General features: G+C 50.1%; 16 protein-coding genes. 12 read left to right on the top strand and 4 right to left on the bottom strand.

Features of this window, described 5'->3' with window-relative positions:
* Positions 1 to 70: 70 nt before the first annotated feature.
* Positions 71 to 214 (bottom strand): hypothetical protein, encoded by a 144-nt coding sequence (locus D1627_RS18385; protein WP_158607213.1) that lies wholly within the window; start codon positions 212 to 214, stop codon positions 71 to 73.
* Between the two features lie 228 nt (positions 215 to 442).
* On the opposite strand from D1627_RS18385, the gene D1627_RS17205 reads away from it, so the two are divergent.
* Together D1627_RS17205 and D1627_RS17200 are read left to right on the top strand one after the other, a co-directional pair.
* On the top strand, positions 443 to 1477 hold the full coding sequence (locus D1627_RS17205; protein ID WP_233555686.1) for a sulfatase-like hydrolase/transferase: 1035 nt from the start codon (positions 443 to 445) through the stop codon (positions 1475 to 1477).
* A gap of 91 nt (positions 1478 to 1568) precedes the next feature.
* Positions 1569 to 2687 carry a hypothetical protein gene (locus D1627_RS17200; RefSeq protein ID WP_233555685.1) on the top strand — a complete coding sequence of 373 codons (1119 nt, stop codon included), beginning with the start codon at positions 1569 to 1571 and terminating at the stop codon, positions 2685 to 2687.
* Positions 2688 to 2755: 68 nt separating this feature from the next.
* Here the strand turns inward: D1627_RS17200 and D1627_RS17195 are convergent, their stop codons facing one another.
* From D1627_RS17195 to D1627_RS17185, 3 genes are all read right to left on the bottom strand, one after another.
* A complete protein-coding gene (locus tag D1627_RS17195) occupies positions 2756 to 4636 on the bottom strand; it encodes an ABC-F family ATP-binding cassette domain-containing protein (protein ID WP_119433509.1) in 1881 nt (626 codons plus the stop codon).
* Between the two features lie 111 nt (positions 4637 to 4747).
* Positions 4748 to 5137, bottom strand: a complete 390-nt coding sequence (locus tag D1627_RS17190) for an SPW repeat protein (RefSeq protein ID WP_119433508.1) — start codon at positions 5135 to 5137, stop codon at positions 4748 to 4750.
* Between the two features lie 88 nt (positions 5138 to 5225).
* Complete coding sequence (locus D1627_RS17185; RefSeq protein ID WP_119433559.1) at positions 5226 to 5729, bottom strand: RDD family protein; 504 nt, start codon at positions 5727 to 5729, stop codon at positions 5226 to 5228.
* Positions 5730 to 6077: 348 nt separating this feature from the next.
* Here D1627_RS17185 and murI point away from each other — a divergent pair, with 348 nt between their 5' ends.
* The 10 genes from murI (at position 6078) to nuoL (ending at position 15805) form a co-directional block, all read left to right on the top strand.
* Complete coding sequence (murI, locus tag D1627_RS17180) at positions 6078 to 6893, top strand: glutamate racemase (RefSeq protein WP_119433507.1); 816 nt, start codon at positions 6078 to 6080, stop codon at positions 6891 to 6893.
* 174 nt (positions 6894 to 7067) lie between these two features.
* Positions 7068 to 7616 (top strand): hypothetical protein, encoded by a 549-nt coding sequence (locus D1627_RS17175; protein WP_119433506.1) that lies wholly within the window; start codon positions 7068 to 7070, stop codon positions 7614 to 7616.
* 14 nt (positions 7617 to 7630) lie between these two features.
* On the top strand, positions 7631 to 8818 hold the full coding sequence (locus D1627_RS17170; protein ID WP_119433505.1) for a glutathionylspermidine synthase family protein: 1188 nt from the start codon (positions 7631 to 7633) through the stop codon (positions 8816 to 8818).
* 11 nt (positions 8819 to 8829) lie between these two features.
* Positions 8830 to 9588 (top strand): type I methionyl aminopeptidase, encoded by a 759-nt coding sequence (gene map / locus D1627_RS17165; RefSeq protein WP_119433504.1) that lies wholly within the window; start codon positions 8830 to 8832, stop codon positions 9586 to 9588.
* A gap of 155 nt (positions 9589 to 9743) precedes the next feature.
* Complete coding sequence (locus D1627_RS17160; RefSeq protein ID WP_119433503.1) at positions 9744 to 10847, top strand: complex I subunit 1/NuoH family protein; 1104 nt, start codon at positions 9744 to 9746, stop codon at positions 10845 to 10847.
* 91 nt (positions 10848 to 10938) lie between these two features.
* Positions 10939 to 11532, top strand: coding sequence for a 4Fe-4S binding protein (locus tag D1627_RS17155; protein ID WP_233555684.1), 594 nt, complete (start codon positions 10939 to 10941; stop codon positions 11530 to 11532).
* Positions 11533 to 11639: 107 nt separating this feature from the next.
* Positions 11640 to 12653, top strand: coding sequence for an acyltransferase family protein (locus tag D1627_RS17150; protein WP_119433502.1), 1014 nt, complete (start codon positions 11640 to 11642; stop codon positions 12651 to 12653).
* Positions 12654 to 12713: 60 nt separating this feature from the next.
* Entirely contained in the window at positions 12714 to 13226 is a 513-nt protein-coding gene (locus tag D1627_RS17145; protein WP_119433501.1) for an NADH-quinone oxidoreductase subunit J family protein, read from the top strand.
* A 2-nt stretch (positions 13227 to 13228) separates the two neighbouring features.
* Positions 13229 to 13543, top strand: coding sequence for an NADH-quinone oxidoreductase subunit NuoK (gene nuoK, locus D1627_RS17140; RefSeq protein WP_119433500.1), 315 nt, complete (start codon positions 13229 to 13231; stop codon positions 13541 to 13543).
* 99 nt (positions 13544 to 13642) lie between these two features.
* Positions 13643 to 15805 carry an NADH-quinone oxidoreductase subunit L gene (gene nuoL / locus D1627_RS17135; RefSeq protein WP_233555683.1) on the top strand — a complete coding sequence of 721 codons (2163 nt, stop codon included), beginning with the start codon at positions 13643 to 13645 and terminating at the stop codon, positions 15803 to 15805.
* Positions 15806 to 15868 lie beyond the last annotated feature (63 nt).

Here is a 15868-nt window from a genome sequence, read left to right as displayed (position 1 = left end):
CGCTGCTTTGGCAGGTTCACCGGTAGCGGGAATTTATCCCGTGGTACTGAAAATGGTTTTGGTGATTGCCTTAGCTGCGGATGCGGTAATAGCGATAATAATAGCTGTAATAGCTATACACGCTCAGGCAATAAGAATAAGCAGAAGACAGCAGCGCCATGCCAAGGGAAGTTGGCTGGGAAAGTGTGGTCGCTATGGCTGTCGGGTTATGCATTTGGTATCTTCTGTTTGCAAGAATGAAAACTTATACGACAAAAGCAAAAATTGTTTTGCCTTTTTACCATGTTTTTATGAAAAGCCACACTTGGATTCCTGCCCAAGGGAGCAATGCGCCTGGAGGTTTTTGGTTATGTAGCGCGTTGGTGATCAGTTTATTAAGTGCCTTGTTTTTAGCTAAAAGACCTTGTGCCTCGTATACAAAAATAACCTGCCATATAATAAATTGATTTACAGTCTAAAAATTACCGACCCGAAACGCACAGGTGCCGGCTTTTACACCTGGTTCTGCTTGCTAGTGGGCTTTATGCTTACAGGTTGCGCCACGCCGCGTACAGGTGCCAAAATTAAGCCTCTACGCACGCAAAACATTGTAGTTGTGGTGATTGATGGCCCGCGCTACTCCGAAAGCTGGGGCAATACACCCGGCCTTGTTCCAAACATGGCTACCAAGCTACGGCCCAAGGGCGTATACTTCAGCAGTTTCATGAACGAAGGTTATACGTACACAAACGCTGGGCATACGGCCATAACAACGGGTGTAAGGCAACCCATCGACAATTATGGTGCAGAATTGCCTGCGCATCCCTCCGTTCTGCAATACTGGCTCAAGAAAACAGGCAAGCCGGCTACGGCAGCGTGGCTCATCACCAGTAAAGATAAACTGAACATACTGGCGAACACCACCGATAGCATATGGCAAAATAAGTATCAGCCATCCACAAATTGCGGTGTAAACGGGCCGGGCACAGGCTACCGCGCCGACTCGCTCACGCTGCTGGAAGCAAAAAGAATAATGTCTGCTAACCACCCTAATTTGGTGTTTATCAACTTTATGGAGCCGGATGGCTACGCACATGCAGGCAACTGGGAATATTACCTGCGCGGCATTTCCCGCTCCGACAGGTATGTAAAGCAGCTATGGGACTTCCTGCGGAAAGACAAGCACTACCGTAAAAAAACCACGTTATTGGTTACCAACGATCATGGCCGCCACCTCGATACGGTGGATGGCGGTTGGATAGATCATGGCGATGACTGCGAGGGCTGTCGGCACATCAGTTTGCTGGCAATAGGCCCGGATTTTAAGAAAGGAGCCATAATTACAGACCAGTACTCTCTGGTTGATATACCCAGTACCATCGCACCTATGCTCGGCTTTCGGATGGAGCAGTCGGAAGGGCAAATCATCTTAGACCTGTTCTCTAAGAAAGCCTTAAAACGCATCGAGGCAGATACCTTGTTGCTGCCCAGTCAATAATACTACCGTGCATTAAAAATTATGTAAGCAGGTAGCCAATGGAAGAAGTAGAGAGGGGGAGAGGCCCGAACAGTTTCTCGGGCAAGAGGCTATGGCTACATGTATAAAATCGGCACTTATTGTATTTGCTTTCTTATGGATGGCCAGTATAGGTATGGCCGTGCAGCCTACGCACAGGCAAGCAATCAGCAATCCGATAAGTGCAGGTATAGGCCAACCAGCTGAAGCCAAAGAACTATTTGGCTCGGATGAGTTGCTGGAGTTTACATTGCACGCAAACATGAAAACGCTTCTAAAAGACCGTGATGATGAACGTAACTACCATCCGGCTACAATACATTACAGATCTAACGCAGGAGAGGCAATAACCGTAGCGCTAAAAGTGAGGGTGAGAGGCAAGCACCGCCGCGACCCCAGCGTGTGCGATTTTCCGCCGCTCTTGCTCAATTTCCCTAAAACCAAAGTAATGCATACCGTTTTTGCAGGTGCCAACAAGGTAAAGCTAGTTACGCACTGCAACAGCGAGAAGTATGTTATCCGGGAATACCTTGTGTACAAGCTATACAACATGCTTTCAGATTACAGTTTTAGGGTGCGTCTCTGCAAAGTAATGTACCAGGATAGCGAAGGCAGGAAAAGCGATGAGCATATGTATGCATTTCTGATCGAAGACGAGGATGACCTGGCGGAGCGGAGCAAAGGCGTGATTTTGGCCGATGAGTTGGTTATCCGGATGGATGCTACCGATGACCGCGCCATGGCAAAGTTGGCCCTGTTTCAGTACATGATTGGCAATACAGATTGGTCGGTGCCTTTTAGGCACAACATTAGGCTTTTATACTTACACACCGGAAGCAGGCCCGTGCCCATACCTTACGATTTTGACTATACCGGTATTGTGATGCCGCCTTATGCCAAACCGCCTCCTGAGATCGGGATTACCTCGGTACGGCAGCGCCTCTTCAGGGGCTATACCTTCCCTGATGCGGTTTACCAAGAGTTAGTGCCATACTTTAACAACCGCAAAACAGCTATTTACGCGGTGTACTTAGAGTGCGAGTTGCTCGATAGAAAATATCGTAAGCGCACCCTTAAATTTCTGGACGAATTTTACGAAACCATCAACGACCCCAAAGATTTTGAACGAAAAATAGTGCGCATGGGTGGGCAAAACGAAAAGCGGAGCGTGATTATTAAAGGATTAGACTAGCGCCTTAAAAAAACAAAGGCTGGCAGGTATAACCTGCCAGCCTTTGTTACTTTTATTAGTTGCAAATGCTACATCAGTTCGGCTAGCTCCAGCCAACGGAATTCCTTTTCCTCGAGCTGCTCGTTTATACTTTCCAGTTCTCTGGCCAGGGCAGTCAGTTCTTCATGATCGGTTAAAGTGTTGCTGTTCATGGTTTCCACAATCTCTGACTTGCGTTTTTCCATCTGGGCTATTTCCTTTTCGAGGCGCTCATACTCCTGCTTCTCGTTAAAAGTAGCCTTGCGCTTTTGGCTTGGCTGTGGCTCCTGCTTTTTCTCTGCAACGGGTGCCGGTGCGGCTTTCACCTCTTCCTGCTGAATTTTCTCCTGATCCTTCTGCCACTCACGGTAATCAGAGTAGTTGCCCGGGAAGTTACGGATCTGCCCGTCGCCCTCAAAAACAAACAGGTGCTCTACCAGCCTATCCATAAAGTAGCGGTCGTGGCTTACAATAAGTAAGCACCCGCCAAAGTTCAGCAGGAAATCCTCTAGTATGTTTAGAGTAATGATGTCCAGGTCGTTGGTAGGCTCATCGAGTATAAGGAAGTTCGGGTTCTTGATGAGCACGCGCAGCAGCTGCAGGCGGCGCTTCTCTCCACCGCTTAGCTTGCTTACAAAGGTATACTGCTGTGGCGGCGCAAACTGGAAGTGCTGCAGAAACTGGCTTGCCGTGATCACCTCGCCGTTGGCCATCTCTACTACCTCAGCAATCTCCTTTACGATATCTATTACGCGCTGGTCGTCCTTAAAGGTCAGTTCGTCCTGGGTATAGTAGCCGAAAACCGTGGTTTGGCCGGCATCAACCATACCGGAGTCGGGCTGCAGTTTGCCGGTCAGCATGTTAAGGAACGTGGATTTTCCGGCTCCGTTCGGGCCTACAATGCCAATGCGGTCCTTTTTCTTGAACACATAGCTAAAGTCGTTCACAATCTTTTTGGGCCCAAATGCCTTTGAGATGTGGTCTACTTCGATGATTTTGCCTCCCTGGCGGGTTGTTTTAACCGATAGCTCTAGTTGCGGCCCAGCAGTTTTCTTAGCGGCTTTCTCCTTTAATTCCTCAAAGGCATCCACTCTATACTTTGCTTTAGTGCCTCGGGCTTTTGGCTGGCGGCGTATCCAGTCAAGCTCTTTGCGCATGAGGTTGCGGGCTTTCTCGGTTTCCGCCGCCTCCGATTGCTCTCTATCTGCCTTTTTCTCGAGGAAGTAGCTGTAGTTGCCTTTATAGGTATAAATCTCGCCGTTGTCGAGCTCGGCAATCTCGTTGGCTACTTTGTCCAGGAAATAGCGGTCGTGCGTAACCATGAGCAGGGTCGTGTTCTGGGTGCCCAAAAATCCTTCCAACCACTCAATGGTATCCAGGTCGAGGTGGTTGGTAGGCTCATCCAGAATCAGCATGCTTGGCTCCTCAATCAGCACGCGGGCCATGGCTACACGCTTGCGCTGCCCACCCGATAGGCTTTTGATCTGCACATCAAGGTTGTTGATGCCCAGTTTGGAGAGAATCTGTTTTACCTTTACCTCAAAGTCCCAGGCCTGGCGCTCGTCCATGCGTTCCATAAGGTGCTGCATCTTCTCTGCGCTGGTGTTAGGGTCCTCGATTGCTTTCTCATAAGCCTGTATCAGCTCAAGGGTTTCGTTCTGCATGGCGAAGATGGTCTGCTGCACGGTAAGTTCCTCATCAAACTCGGGGTTTTGGCCCAGGTAACCAATGCTGATCTCTTTGCGCACGCTCACGCTGCCGCTGTCTGGCGGTAACTTGCCGGCCAGCACGTTAAGCAAAGTGGTTTTACCGGAGCCGTTTACGCCCACCAATACCACACGCTGGCCCTGGCTGATGCCAAAGTTAAGGTTCTTGAAAAGCCAGCGATCGCCAAAGCTTTTAGATATATTTTCTGCTGATAGGTAATTCATGTAGCAAAGTTAGTGATGTGCCGACACAAAAGATAATTTAATACAAGTGGCCACGAAAAACAAAAAGGCTGGCCTATAAGTAGGTCAGCCTTTTTGCCATGTGTTATCTAATTAATGTTTGGTCCTTTGGGTGGCATGGATGCGAGTGTAATTATGGCTGGGTACGCGGTGCGTGGTTATGGATGCAAGTATGGCGAATACTCCACCCACTAAGTGCGGCATAAATACCCTTTCATCAAAACTAAAGATCCATGGTGAGAACGCAAGTATGAGGCCGAGCACAAAATCCAGCATCAGGTGCGTGCGCATCGGGATCTTATGAACGAGGCCTACCTCAAAATCAGTGAAGACCGTCTGAACCAAAACTATAATACCAGCGGCTACAATCGTCCAGGTGGCGGCACCTACGTCAGAGAAGCCAAATAACCAGGGGGCAAGTATGAATATGAGCCCCACAACATAGTCTAAAACCCCGTGGAAACGGGTTGGAATAAATCGCATAGTTCCCTCCTTTCAAGTTTGTTTTCAGAGAGTGTATACGGCTGAAGCCCGAAAACGTGAAAAAGTAGTGCAATTTTTGAGTGAATGGCTATTCTGAAACCACCAGTGCGCGCGCCAAGTAATCGTGCAGCATTTGGCTGCGGCGCGAGGTTAGCATCAGGAAAAAGCCCAGCATCAGCAGTGCCGCGGAGGCCAGCTTAAAGAGGTAGCGCATGTTGGCCTGAAGAAACGTAATGCGGCGGCCACGTAGGTCGGTTACTTTAAGCCCTAATGTAAACTTGCCAACGGTAGCCTGTTTCTCCGATGACTCCAATATAGTATAGTATGCCCAGTGGATGATAGGTAGGTATGGGTTCAGGAAAATCATTTTGATAACCACAAGCATCTCTGTGAGGTTGAAGCTTTGCTGTGATACGTTTTTCCAGGTATATAGCTGCTCTGGCGAGGAACTCATGCCGTATAATACAAAAGTATACGAGAAGATAATGAGGGTTGTATCCACCAGAAAAGCAACCAGGCGTGCAGGCAGGCTGCCATATAAAGCAGAGCGCCGGATAGTTGGAGCGTTTGGTAAAGTATAAGCTGTTTGCATAATGATAGGGTTTAAAAATGTTTGCAGGAAACAGCTTGTTACACTGGCTTGGTAAACAAAAATTGGCTTACCAGGAAACAAGAGTGTTCATCGTAAGAGGCGAACCTAGGGCTAGGTTGAGCTGTAAAGCCTTGTGGAGCAGAAAGTATATAAAAGTAAAAATTTGTTTTTAATCAACAAATACTTTTAAAAAATTAATTTAAGTTTCCATTTTATATAATCGTGTCTGTTATGAATGTAACTTTTTGTTGTAGATGTTAATTCAAAAAGGTTACAAAAATTAGCGGACGCATTAAATCCAAGGGTGAACGCATCAGTTGCCTTGCTTTTAGCTATTTTCGCTGCATTATGATTCAGAATAAGATAAACCAACCCATCGGGATATTCGACAGCGGTATCGGCGGGCTTACTGTGGCTCAGGCTATTGTGAATGTGCTGCCAAACGAGCGCATTGTTTACTTCGGCGACACAGCCCATTTGCCTTACGGCGATAAATCCACGGCGGCGATACAGGCTTATGCCGTAAAGATCTGCGATTTGCTGATACGCCAGCAGTGCAAGGTTATACTTATTGCCTGCAACTCGGCTTCGGCGGCGGCCTATGAGCTGGTGAAGGAATATGTGGGCAGCAAGGCTAAGGTGCTGAATGTTATCGACCCGATTGTGCAGTACATTGGCAAAACATACCCCAACAAAACCATCGGGCTGATCGGGACCAAGCAAACCGTGAACTCCAATGTGTACCGCAAAAAAGTGGACGAACTGGACCAGAACATCGACCTGAAATCTTTGGCTACGCCGCTGTTGGCCGCCATGATAGAGGAAGGCTTTTTTAACGATACTATTTCCGAAAGCGTCATTAACGCGTATCTCTCCGACCCGCACCTGCAGGGCATCGAGGCGCTTATACTTGGCTGCACGCATTATCCGCTCATCAAAAAGCAGATAGAGCAGTACTACGAAGGCAAGGTAGATGTGCTGGACGCCAGCCAGATTGTGGCCCAACATGTTAAAAATTACCTGGAGCAAAACAGCCTGTCCGCCGAAACTCTGAAAGGCGACCACCATTTCTACGTATCCGACTTTACACGCTCTTTCGAGGAAAGCACCCGCATCTTCTTTAAGCGGCAAGTGCACCTGGAACACTATCCGCTGTGGGAGTAAAGGGAGTTAGAGAGTTAGAAAGTGATTTTGGCTGCTGCTGTTGCGATAGTTTATACTTTCATTGACTGGAAAAGACCTGTGGCAGCTAAACTTGCTGGGTAGTTTAAAACCAATCGGTTTCGGGGCTTCCGCGTAAAAAGCTTATCTTTAAGTTATACTTAAGTATTCATCCTGATGAAAAAGAAATACCTGACCATAGGCGATCTGAAGCGCAACGCGTTTATTGTGGCCGCTGCTGCATGCATGGGCCTCACTGGTTGCGGGTCTAATAACCAAAATGAGGAGTGGAACGCTGGGGAAGAAGCTACTGTGCCGGATGGCATTATCACCGAATTGACGGAAGAGGCGCCAGACCAGTGGAAGATAACCGATGAGCAAACTACGGCTCCTGGCAAAAGTATGGCCATTTTAAAGTATAGCGACGGGCGCGTAGACACCCTGCAAGGCTTGGAACTGGACAACCAGATGAAAGCGCTGTCTGATAACAGGCAAACGTACCAGCAAGGTGGTTTTGGTATGGGCAACGTGTTATGGTGGAGCGCAATGGGTTATATGGCCGGCCGTACGATGGCGCCACGCCCCGGTTACTATGCCAACCCCGGCCTGATGAACAACACCGCTGCCTGGCGCCAGAATGTGCAAACCTACCGGCAACAGCGCACTGCGCCAAACTCTGGCAGACGAGGCTTCTTTAGGGGGCGCAGCGGCGGCGCAGGAGCTTAAACCAAGAAGATTTCATGCAGAATAAAAATACAATCCGCGTAGCGCCGCATACCGGCAACGTGGAAGCCGCTGTGCGTGGCCTAGGCTGGGAGTGGTGCGTGGAAGATGGCTGTGCCAATTATGTGCCCGGCGAGGCGGTGCTGCTGCCCGAGCAAGAGGCAGATGCCCTACTGGAAGCTGCTGGTACGCTCTACGAGATGATGGTGAATGCCATCCCGGATACACTTCCGGATGAATTCCTGAACGTGCTGGGCATTCCTGAAAACCTCTGGGAACTGGTGCGCCAGTCGTGGAACGACGACAGGCATTGGCACCTGTATGGCCGCTTCGACCTGGTGCAGACACCGGAGGGGCCGAAGCTTCTGGAATTTAACGCCGACACTGCCACCTCGATACCGGAAACGGCCGTGGTGCAATGGGCAAGCCTGGCTGCGGCAGGTAAAAACGATGCAAAGCAATATTCTGGCCTGTACGAAGCCCTGGTGGAGCAGCTCCGTAGCTGGCGCATGCTCAACGACGACCTGGCTCCCGCGCTGCTGTTAACTTATATGGGCGGCAGTGCTGAAGATGAGGCGAATTGCGCTGTAATGGCACAGGCCGCTACAGAAGCCGGTTTCGAGCCGCATTTGTGTGCCGCAGAGGATATGGTGGTATCTACGGAGGGGGCTGAGCGGGGCGTTTGGGCACAGGTAGAGCAGGAGCAGTGGCGGCAGTTTCCGTTTCTGTTTAAACTCTTGCCTTGGGAGCAAATTGCCTGGGAGGAGCCTGAGCTTTGCGAGAGTCTCACAAAACTTGCCGCTACCCGCACAGTAATGGTTGCTAACCCGGCTTATACCTTGTTGTTTCAGAGCAAAGGAATGCTGGCCTGGCTCTGGAAAGCGTACCCGTACCATCCTTTGCTTTTAGAAACTGACCTTTCGCCCATCACCGGCAAATACATTCGCAAGCCATACTTTGGCCGCGAGGGGCAAAGCATAGAAGTAGTGGACCGCGTGTCGGTAACAAAAATAGCTGGCGAGTATGACGGGCAGCAGCAGGTGTACCAGCGCTGGGTCGAGCTGCCCGAAGACGATAAAGGTTACCAGTACCAGGCTGGCGTATTCTGGGCCGGAGAAGGCTGTGCCATCGGTTACAGAAGAGAAAAAGGCATCATCACTAACCTGTCGCAGTTTGTGCCGCATTTGGTGGAGGAGATAGTGTAAAACAAAAGAACATGATAGTAGAATCAGAAGCAGACCTGCAAGGGATAATGAAAGTAAGTGAAGCCGTTGCCATTACGCTCCGAAAAATGCGAGAGTACACTCGTGTAGGTATCACTACTAAAGAGCTGGATGAGTACGGCAATAAAATACTGGAAGAGTTTGGAGCCAAATCTGCGCCTAAATCGGAGTACGATTTTCCTGGTTATACTTGTATCAGCGTCAACAACGAGGCTGCGCATGGTATTCCTTCCGAAGACACCGTCTTGAAAGAAGGTGATTTAGTTAATATTGATATGTCTGCGGAGTTAAATGGCTTTTACGCTGATAACGGTGGTTCATTTATACTTGGTGAAGACATACGTGGGCTAAGCAAGCTAATTGAAGTCTCTGTAACGGCCCTGCACAAAGCACTAAAAGAAGTTAAGGGCGGCAAGAAAATAGCAGAAATAGGTCGTACCATTGAGCAGGAAGCTAAAAAGAACGGCTTTAAAGTAATCAAAGACCTGGTGGGTCACGGAGTAGGCAGAAGCCTGCATGAGGCGCCAACTGAAATCCCGAACTTCTACGACAAAGACAATACGCAGCGGTTTCGCAAAAACAGCGTGGTGGCCGTAGAGACTTTCATCTCTACCAAAGGCAGCTATACGCACGAAAAAGGTGACGGCTGGACGCTAGTTGCCGAAAAAGGCGGCTATGTGGCGCAGCATGAGCACACTATACTTATAACAGACGGGGAGCCGATTATCCTGACGAAGGAAAATGGGATTTAAGATTTTGTAGAGCACATGAATAGGTTTATCCCGATATCTTATAAGAAAAAGATATCGGGATTTTGTTTTCATCAAGCCCTGCCTGCATAATTCTTAATTCAGAATTCTTAATTAACTACAGTTTGCCCTACCTTTGGGGTAACAAAATAATCGTTATGCTTGCTTTTCTGCTAACATTAGGTGCCTTGCTGGGAGTAGTGATTGTGCTGGCTTATGCCGAGCGCAAGGTAGCCGCTTTTATGCAAGACCGCATGGGGCCTACCGAGGCGGGGCCGCAGGGCTCGCTGCAGGTCATGGCCGACGTGCTGAAGCTGCTGCAGAAGGAAGATATTATACCTGCCGCTGCCGATAAAAAGCTGTTTAAGCTGGCGCCCATCCTGATCTTTGCCGCTGTGTTTGCCGGCTTTGCCGTTATCCCGTTCGCACCATCATTGGTTCCGGCGGGCATTGGCATTGGCGTGTTTTACCTGCTGGCCGTGGTGTCTTTGGATGTGGTGGGGCTGCTGATGGCGGGCTGGGGCTCTAATAATAAGTATGCCATGCTGGGCGCGATGCGCTCGGTAGCACAGATCGTGTCGTATGAGATTCCGGCCGGGTTGGCCATACTTTCCGCTGTCATGGTTTGCCAGTCGCTTGATTTTCAGGAGATAAGTTACCAGCAGGGCGCTTTGATGAACCAGTTTCCGGGGATGGAGTACGACATGAACTGGCTGTTCGGTATTCGGGAACTTGGCATCAACACCACTACCATTGGTGGCATTACCACCTGGAACATTTTCCGGGCACCTATACTTCTGGTGAGCTTTGTGATTTACTTTATCGCCTCGCTGGCCGAAAGCAACCGTGCCCCATTCGACATACCGGAAGCTGAGTCGGAGTTGGTGGCGGGTTTCCATGTGGAGTACTCCGGTTTCCGGTTTGCCGTGCTGTTTCTGGCCGAGTATAGTATGATGGTGCTGGTGTGCCTGGTGGCAGTCATACTTTTCCTAGGCAGCTGGAACACGCCTTTGCCAAACATAGGTCCAGTGGCGCTGGCCTACTGGACAAGCGGTACCGTAGGCGAGCTCTCCGGTATACTTTGGGGGATTTTCTGGCTGCTGAGCAAAACGTTTATACTTTTGTTTCTACAGCTGCAACTCCGCTGGACGTATCCGCGCCTGCGCGCGGACCAGCTCATGCACCTGTGCTGGAAAGTACTCACGCCTGTTGCCCTAGCAGTGGTGCTGGTGGCCGGCATCTGGCGGATGTTAATGATATAATCAGGTTAGAAAGTTAAAAGGTTAGAAAGGTATAAAGTTGAACAAATGACCTTCTAACTTTTTAACTTTCTGACATTCTAACCCGAACGAAGTGAAAAAAGATACAACCGGTTTCTGGTACGTCGTAAAGTCGCTGCTGAGCGGGCTGCGGCTGACTTGGAGCCACTTCCGGAAAGCCAACAAGCGCCGCACGCCAGAGTATGTGTCGGATGCGAATTACTTTAAACAGGACGATGGCCTGGTGACGCTCAAGTATCCGTACGAGGCTATTCCTGTGCCTGATAACGGCCGTTACCGCCTGCACAACGAGATAGACGACTGCATTGTCTGCGACCTTTGCGCCAAGATCTGCCCGGTAAATTGCATCACCATCGACTCAGTGAAAGCCACCGAAGACATCGGCACGACCTCCGACGGCACCAAAAAACGCCTGTACGCGCCAACCTTCGACATAGACATGGCCAAGTGCTGCTACTGTGGCCTCTGCACCACCGTTTGCCCTACCGACTGCCTCACCATGACACCCGTGTACGATTTCTCGGAAGTAGACATCAAAAACATGGTATACCACTTCACCGACCTAAGCCCGGAGCAGGCCGAAGAGAAGAAACAGCTTTTCGCCAAACAGCAGGAGGAAATGGCAGCCGCCAAAGCCGCGGCGTTGGCCGCAAGGAAGAAGGGGTGACAGTTTATATTAATGTATTGTTGAAAGCACCACTTTGTGTTTAAAAAGTCTTTTCGTGCTTCTGTAATGTAAAAGGGACAAACGGACGCTTGCGCCAGATATATAAAATGCAGTTGCCAGAAATAAAGCACCTCTCCGTTATCGACTCTTTAAGAGGTGTGGCTGCACTAATGGTTTGCCTGTTTCACTTTATTTCGTCTAATGCCCTTTTTGAGCAGGAACCGGTGAACGATTTTTTCTCCTGGGGGAAGTATGGCGTGCCGATGTTTTTTGTGATCAGCGGTACAGTTATCACACTTTCTCTTTTAAAGTCTGGGTATCAGCTGAAGCATTTTGGCAGCTACTTATTAAAAAGGATTATCCGGATTGAGCCGCCGTATTTGGTGGCTTTGCTGCTTACCGTAGTATACATGTATGCCCGGGAACTGGTGCCGGGTGCCACTCCCGTAGACTTGCGCCCCAGCTTAAATGAGCTGCTGCTGCATGTGGGCTACCTGGTTGGGTTCTTTGAAGGCGTGAGGTGGGTAAACCCCGTGTTCTGGACACTAGCCATCGAGTTTCAGTTTTACCTGTTTATGGCGTTGGTCGGCCCCATGCTTTTAGGGCAGATGGCAGGCAGGTGGGCTATACTTGTCATCGGGCTTATTCTTCCCGTCCTATTTTCGGGTTTGGGCCACCTGGTAGATTGGCTGCCTTTGTTTTACATGGGAATAGCGGTGGCACTGAGGCTCACAAATCATATCAGCTTAACAGAATTTATACTTGTTTTAGGCGGATGTTGCCTCTCGGGAGTGATAGTGCTTGGTTACCCAGATGTAATTTTCGCACTGCTGACGGCACTGGTTATCCTGCTGTTCCCGTTCGCGAAAAGTGCTGTCGGAAGCTTTCTAGGCCGCATTTCATACGCTTTATACTTGCTGCATGCTATTACCGGGGCTGTGTTTATCAATTTGGTTGCAAAATTTACAGATTCCGACGCGCTGAATGTGCTGCTGGTAGCGATTGGGTTGCTGCTTTCCATACTTGTAGCTCATTTTTTCTACAGATGGGTGGAACGGCCTTCGCTGCGTAAATCAAAGCAAATAAAACTGGGCGGCAGGAGAGGAGCCGTTGCAAGGTAATCTTGGAGCGATACGTTTCTGCAAGATTTTATACCTTTACATCAGGATTTAAAATAACGCATGCTTTTCTACATCTTCGCCATACTTGCCATACTTTCCGGTGCCTACATGGTGCTGACACGCAATCTGCTGTATGCCGGTTTTTCGCTGCTGATAACGCTGCTAAGTATGGCAGGCATTTACGTGTTGCTGTTTGCCGATTTTATTGCCGTAACGCAGCTGATGGTGTACGTGGGTGGCGTGCTGGTGCTGCTCCTGTTTGGGATTATGCTCAGCAGCCGGGTGCATGATAAATCGGTGCTCTCGGAGAGCGTAAACAAGATTTGGGGCACGTTAGTGGCAGGACTTATACTTGTAGGCTTGAGCTACGCCATCCTTAAGGCTAATATAAGCACACTGCCCTGGCTGCAAACTGCAAACCTGGATGTGCTGGGTCAACAGAAAAGCACCGTGCAACTAATCGGCATTAAACTGATGACGGACGTGGTAGTGCCCTTCGAGCTGGCCTCGCTGCTGCTGCTGATGGCCCTGATGGGAGCCGCATACATTGCCACGGATAAACAGAACACATAAGTATGGACCTTATTCCGCTAGAACATATTCTTTTACTGAGTGCCACGCTGTTCAGCATCGGTATACTTGCCGTTATCACCAAGCGCCATGCGGTGGTGGTGCTGATGGGCATTGAACTGATTTTTAACGCTGCCAACCTGAACCTGGTAGCCTTCAGCCGATACGACCCAACGCTTTTGCAGGGGCAGCTGTTCTCGCTTTTCGTGATTGTGGTAGCCGCCGCAGAGGCAGCTGTGGCGCTGGCCATCGTGCTTCGGGTGTATCAGTATTTTAAAACGGCAAACCTGAACGAGGTCGTAACAGCAGAGAACAAGTAGCCTCCCGAAAACTGCCCTAAACTATACTTATTAGTTTAAGCCAATATATGTAACTTTGCCCGCTGTTAAGCAAAGCACCCTAACTCAACAGAAAGCACCTTGGAGCTAACCCAACTCTTACAGCCTTTGGCCGCCTCGCCCCAAACCATTGCCGCATTGGTTGTGCTGCTGCTGCCGCTGTTTGGTTTCCTGGTGCTGCTGCCTTTTGGCCGTCTGTTGCCGCGCCACGGCGATTGGTTGGGCATAGCGCTCACGGCAGGGGCGTTTATACTTTCCGGCTGGCTTTTTACGGAAACCTGGAACGTAACGACCTTCCATAGCCGCACAACCTGGTTTAGCATGCCGGGCAGCTCCCTCACAGACTTTACCCTGGGTATTTTGCTGGATAACCTCACGGTGCTGATGCTGGTGATCGTTACCTTCATCTCGCTGTTGGTGCAATTGTTTTCGGTGGGCTACATGCACGCCGACAAAGGCTACAGCCGCTATTTTGCCTTCCTGGGCTTGTTTACGTTTAGCATGCTTGGGATTGTGTTAGTAGATAACCTGTTACTGCTCTTTATGTTCTGGGAGCTGGTGGGCTTGTCATCTTACCTGCTGATCGGGTTTTGGTTTCATAAGCCGGCTGCTGTGGCGGCAAACAAAAAAGCATTCCTCTTTAACCGCGTAGGCGATATCGGGCTGCTGCTCGGGCTTTTCGCGTTCTATACATACTACCGAACATTCGACCTCGAAACACTGCGCACTCTGGTAGGTAGCGGCACCTGGGAAAGCGGGAGCTTTATCGTAACCTATACTTTAAAAGGGCAGCCCTGGCTCGTAGAAATCGGCCCCACGTTTCTGACGCTCGCTGGCCTTGGCCTGTTTATGGGCTGTGTGGGTAAGTCGGCGCAGTTTCCGTTGCAGGTTTGGCTACCCGATGCCATGCAGGGCCCCACTCCGGTTTCTGCGCTCATACATGCGGCAACCATGGTGGCGGCCGGTGTATACCTGGTGGCCCGTTGCTATGCCTTCTTCACGCCGGATGCGCTGGTGGTTATAGCTTTAGTTGGTGCTCTTACAGCCCTGGTTGGGGCGCTGGTAGCTCTTACGCAAAACGATATTAAAGCCGTGCTGGCCTTCTCCACCATCTCCCAACTGGGTTACATGGTGATGGGTATGGGCACTGGCGCGCACGATGCTGCGCTTTTCCATTTGGCAACGCATGCGTTCTTTAAAGCGGCGCTCTTCCTGAATTCAGGCATCATCATTCATGCCATGCACCGCGGGTTGCACCACCATCACCTGCACCTCAATGCCCAGGATATCCGAAACATGGGTGGCCTGCGCAAAGCTTTGCCGCTTACTTTTTATACGTATGTAGTGGCCACTGCCGCGCTTGTAGGTCTGCCGCTGTTTTCCGGGTTCCTTTCTAAAGACGCCATACTTTCCGGCAGCTGGGCCTGGGCGCAAACCATGGGTGGCGGGGCATACTTTACAGTGCCGCTTATCGGGTTTACGGTAGTACTTCTCACTGCTTTTTACATGGCGCGGCACATGTGGTTTATCTTCTTCGGGGAGTTTAGGGCACCTTTCTCGGTGCAGGACCTCCGCCTGAAGGCAAGCCAGGAAGTAGAGCGCGTGATGCTTTGGCCGGTGGTGGTGCTGGCTATACTTTCGCTTGGTATCTTCTTCTCGCTTAACCCGCTTAGCTTTAGCAGCAGCTGGCTGCTGCAGGGTATCGCCCTGGAAAAACTGGGTGGCACAGCCATACTTTCGGGCAGGCTGCTGGATGCCGTAAAGCTGCAGGACGAGGCAAACCATACCTTGCACCTGGTGTTTGGCATACTTTCTACCTTGCTGGGAGTGGCCGGTATCAGCTGGGCAATCCTGAAGTATAGAAACAGGCCGGAGGCGCAACTACTGCACGAGGGGCCACAACACGCAGCGGGCCGCTTGTCGCAACGGCATTTTTACCTGAACGAGTTTTACGCTAAAGCCTTTGTGCAGCCCGCGCTGGTGCTGGCCCGAACGCTGTACCGCAACGACAAGCGCGTGATAGATTATGCCTTGAACAATGGCAGCAAAGCACTGGTGATTATAGCCAAAATAATGGCTTGGTTTGATCGCTGGGTAGTTGATGGGCTGGTGTGGTTGGTGGGCGTGCTCTCGAAGCTTGCCGGGAGGCTTGGCCAGGGCCTGCAAAACGGGAAAGTGCAGAGCTACTATGCTTACTCTTTGTTCGGATTTATTTTACTAATGCTATACATCATCCTGTTTTGATGGTACCTTTGAGATCAGGTTTTATCGGCTTAAAGGATTAATGGATTTTATATCCCGGCTTTT

The organism is Pontibacter oryzae (assembly GCF_003576375.1).
GTDB classification, from domain to species: domain Bacteria; phylum Bacteroidota; class Bacteroidia; order Cytophagales; family Hymenobacteraceae; genus Pontibacter; species Pontibacter oryzae.
Note: the sequence above shows the minus strand (reverse complement) of the source record. Positions and strands in the feature narration are given on the sequence as shown.

Coding starts and splice junctions, on each gene's coding strand:
- D1627_RS17195 (WP_119433509.1), bottom strand. CDS start 4,636: ATGAATTACCTATCAGCAGAAAATATATCTAAAAGCTTTGGCGATCGC.
- D1627_RS17150 (WP_119433502.1), top strand. CDS start 11,640: ATGCAGTTGCCAGAAATAAAGCACCTCTCCGTTATCGACTCTTTAAGA.
- D1627_RS17200 (WP_233555685.1), top strand. CDS start 1,569: ATGGCTACATGTATAAAATCGGCACTTATTGTATTTGCTTTCTTATGG.
- D1627_RS17145 (WP_119433501.1), top strand. CDS start 12,714: ATGCTTTTCTACATCTTCGCCATACTTGCCATACTTTCCGGTGCCTAC.
- D1627_RS17185 (WP_119433559.1), bottom strand. CDS start 5,729: ATGCAAACAGCTTATACTTTACCAAACGCTCCAACTATCCGGCGCTCT.
- map (WP_119433504.1), top strand. CDS start 8,830: ATGATAGTAGAATCAGAAGCAGACCTGCAAGGGATAATGAAAGTAAGT.
- D1627_RS17170 (WP_119433505.1), top strand. CDS start 7,631: ATGCAGAATAAAAATACAATCCGCGTAGCGCCGCATACCGGCAACGTG.
- nuoK (WP_119433500.1), top strand. CDS start 13,229: ATGGACCTTATTCCGCTAGAACATATTCTTTTACTGAGTGCCACGCTG.
- murI (WP_119433507.1), top strand. CDS start 6,078: ATGATTCAGAATAAGATAAACCAACCCATCGGGATATTCGACAGCGGT.
- D1627_RS17190 (WP_119433508.1), bottom strand. CDS start 5,137: ATGCGATTTATTCCAACCCGTTTCCACGGGGTTTTAGACTATGTTGTG.
- D1627_RS18385 (WP_158607213.1), bottom strand. CDS start 214: ATGCATAACCCGACAGCCATAGCGACCACACTTTCCCAGCCAACTTCC.
- D1627_RS17160 (WP_119433503.1), top strand. CDS start 9,744: ATGCTTGCTTTTCTGCTAACATTAGGTGCCTTGCTGGGAGTAGTGATT.
- D1627_RS17175 (WP_119433506.1), top strand. CDS start 7,068: ATGAAAAAGAAATACCTGACCATAGGCGATCTGAAGCGCAACGCGTTT.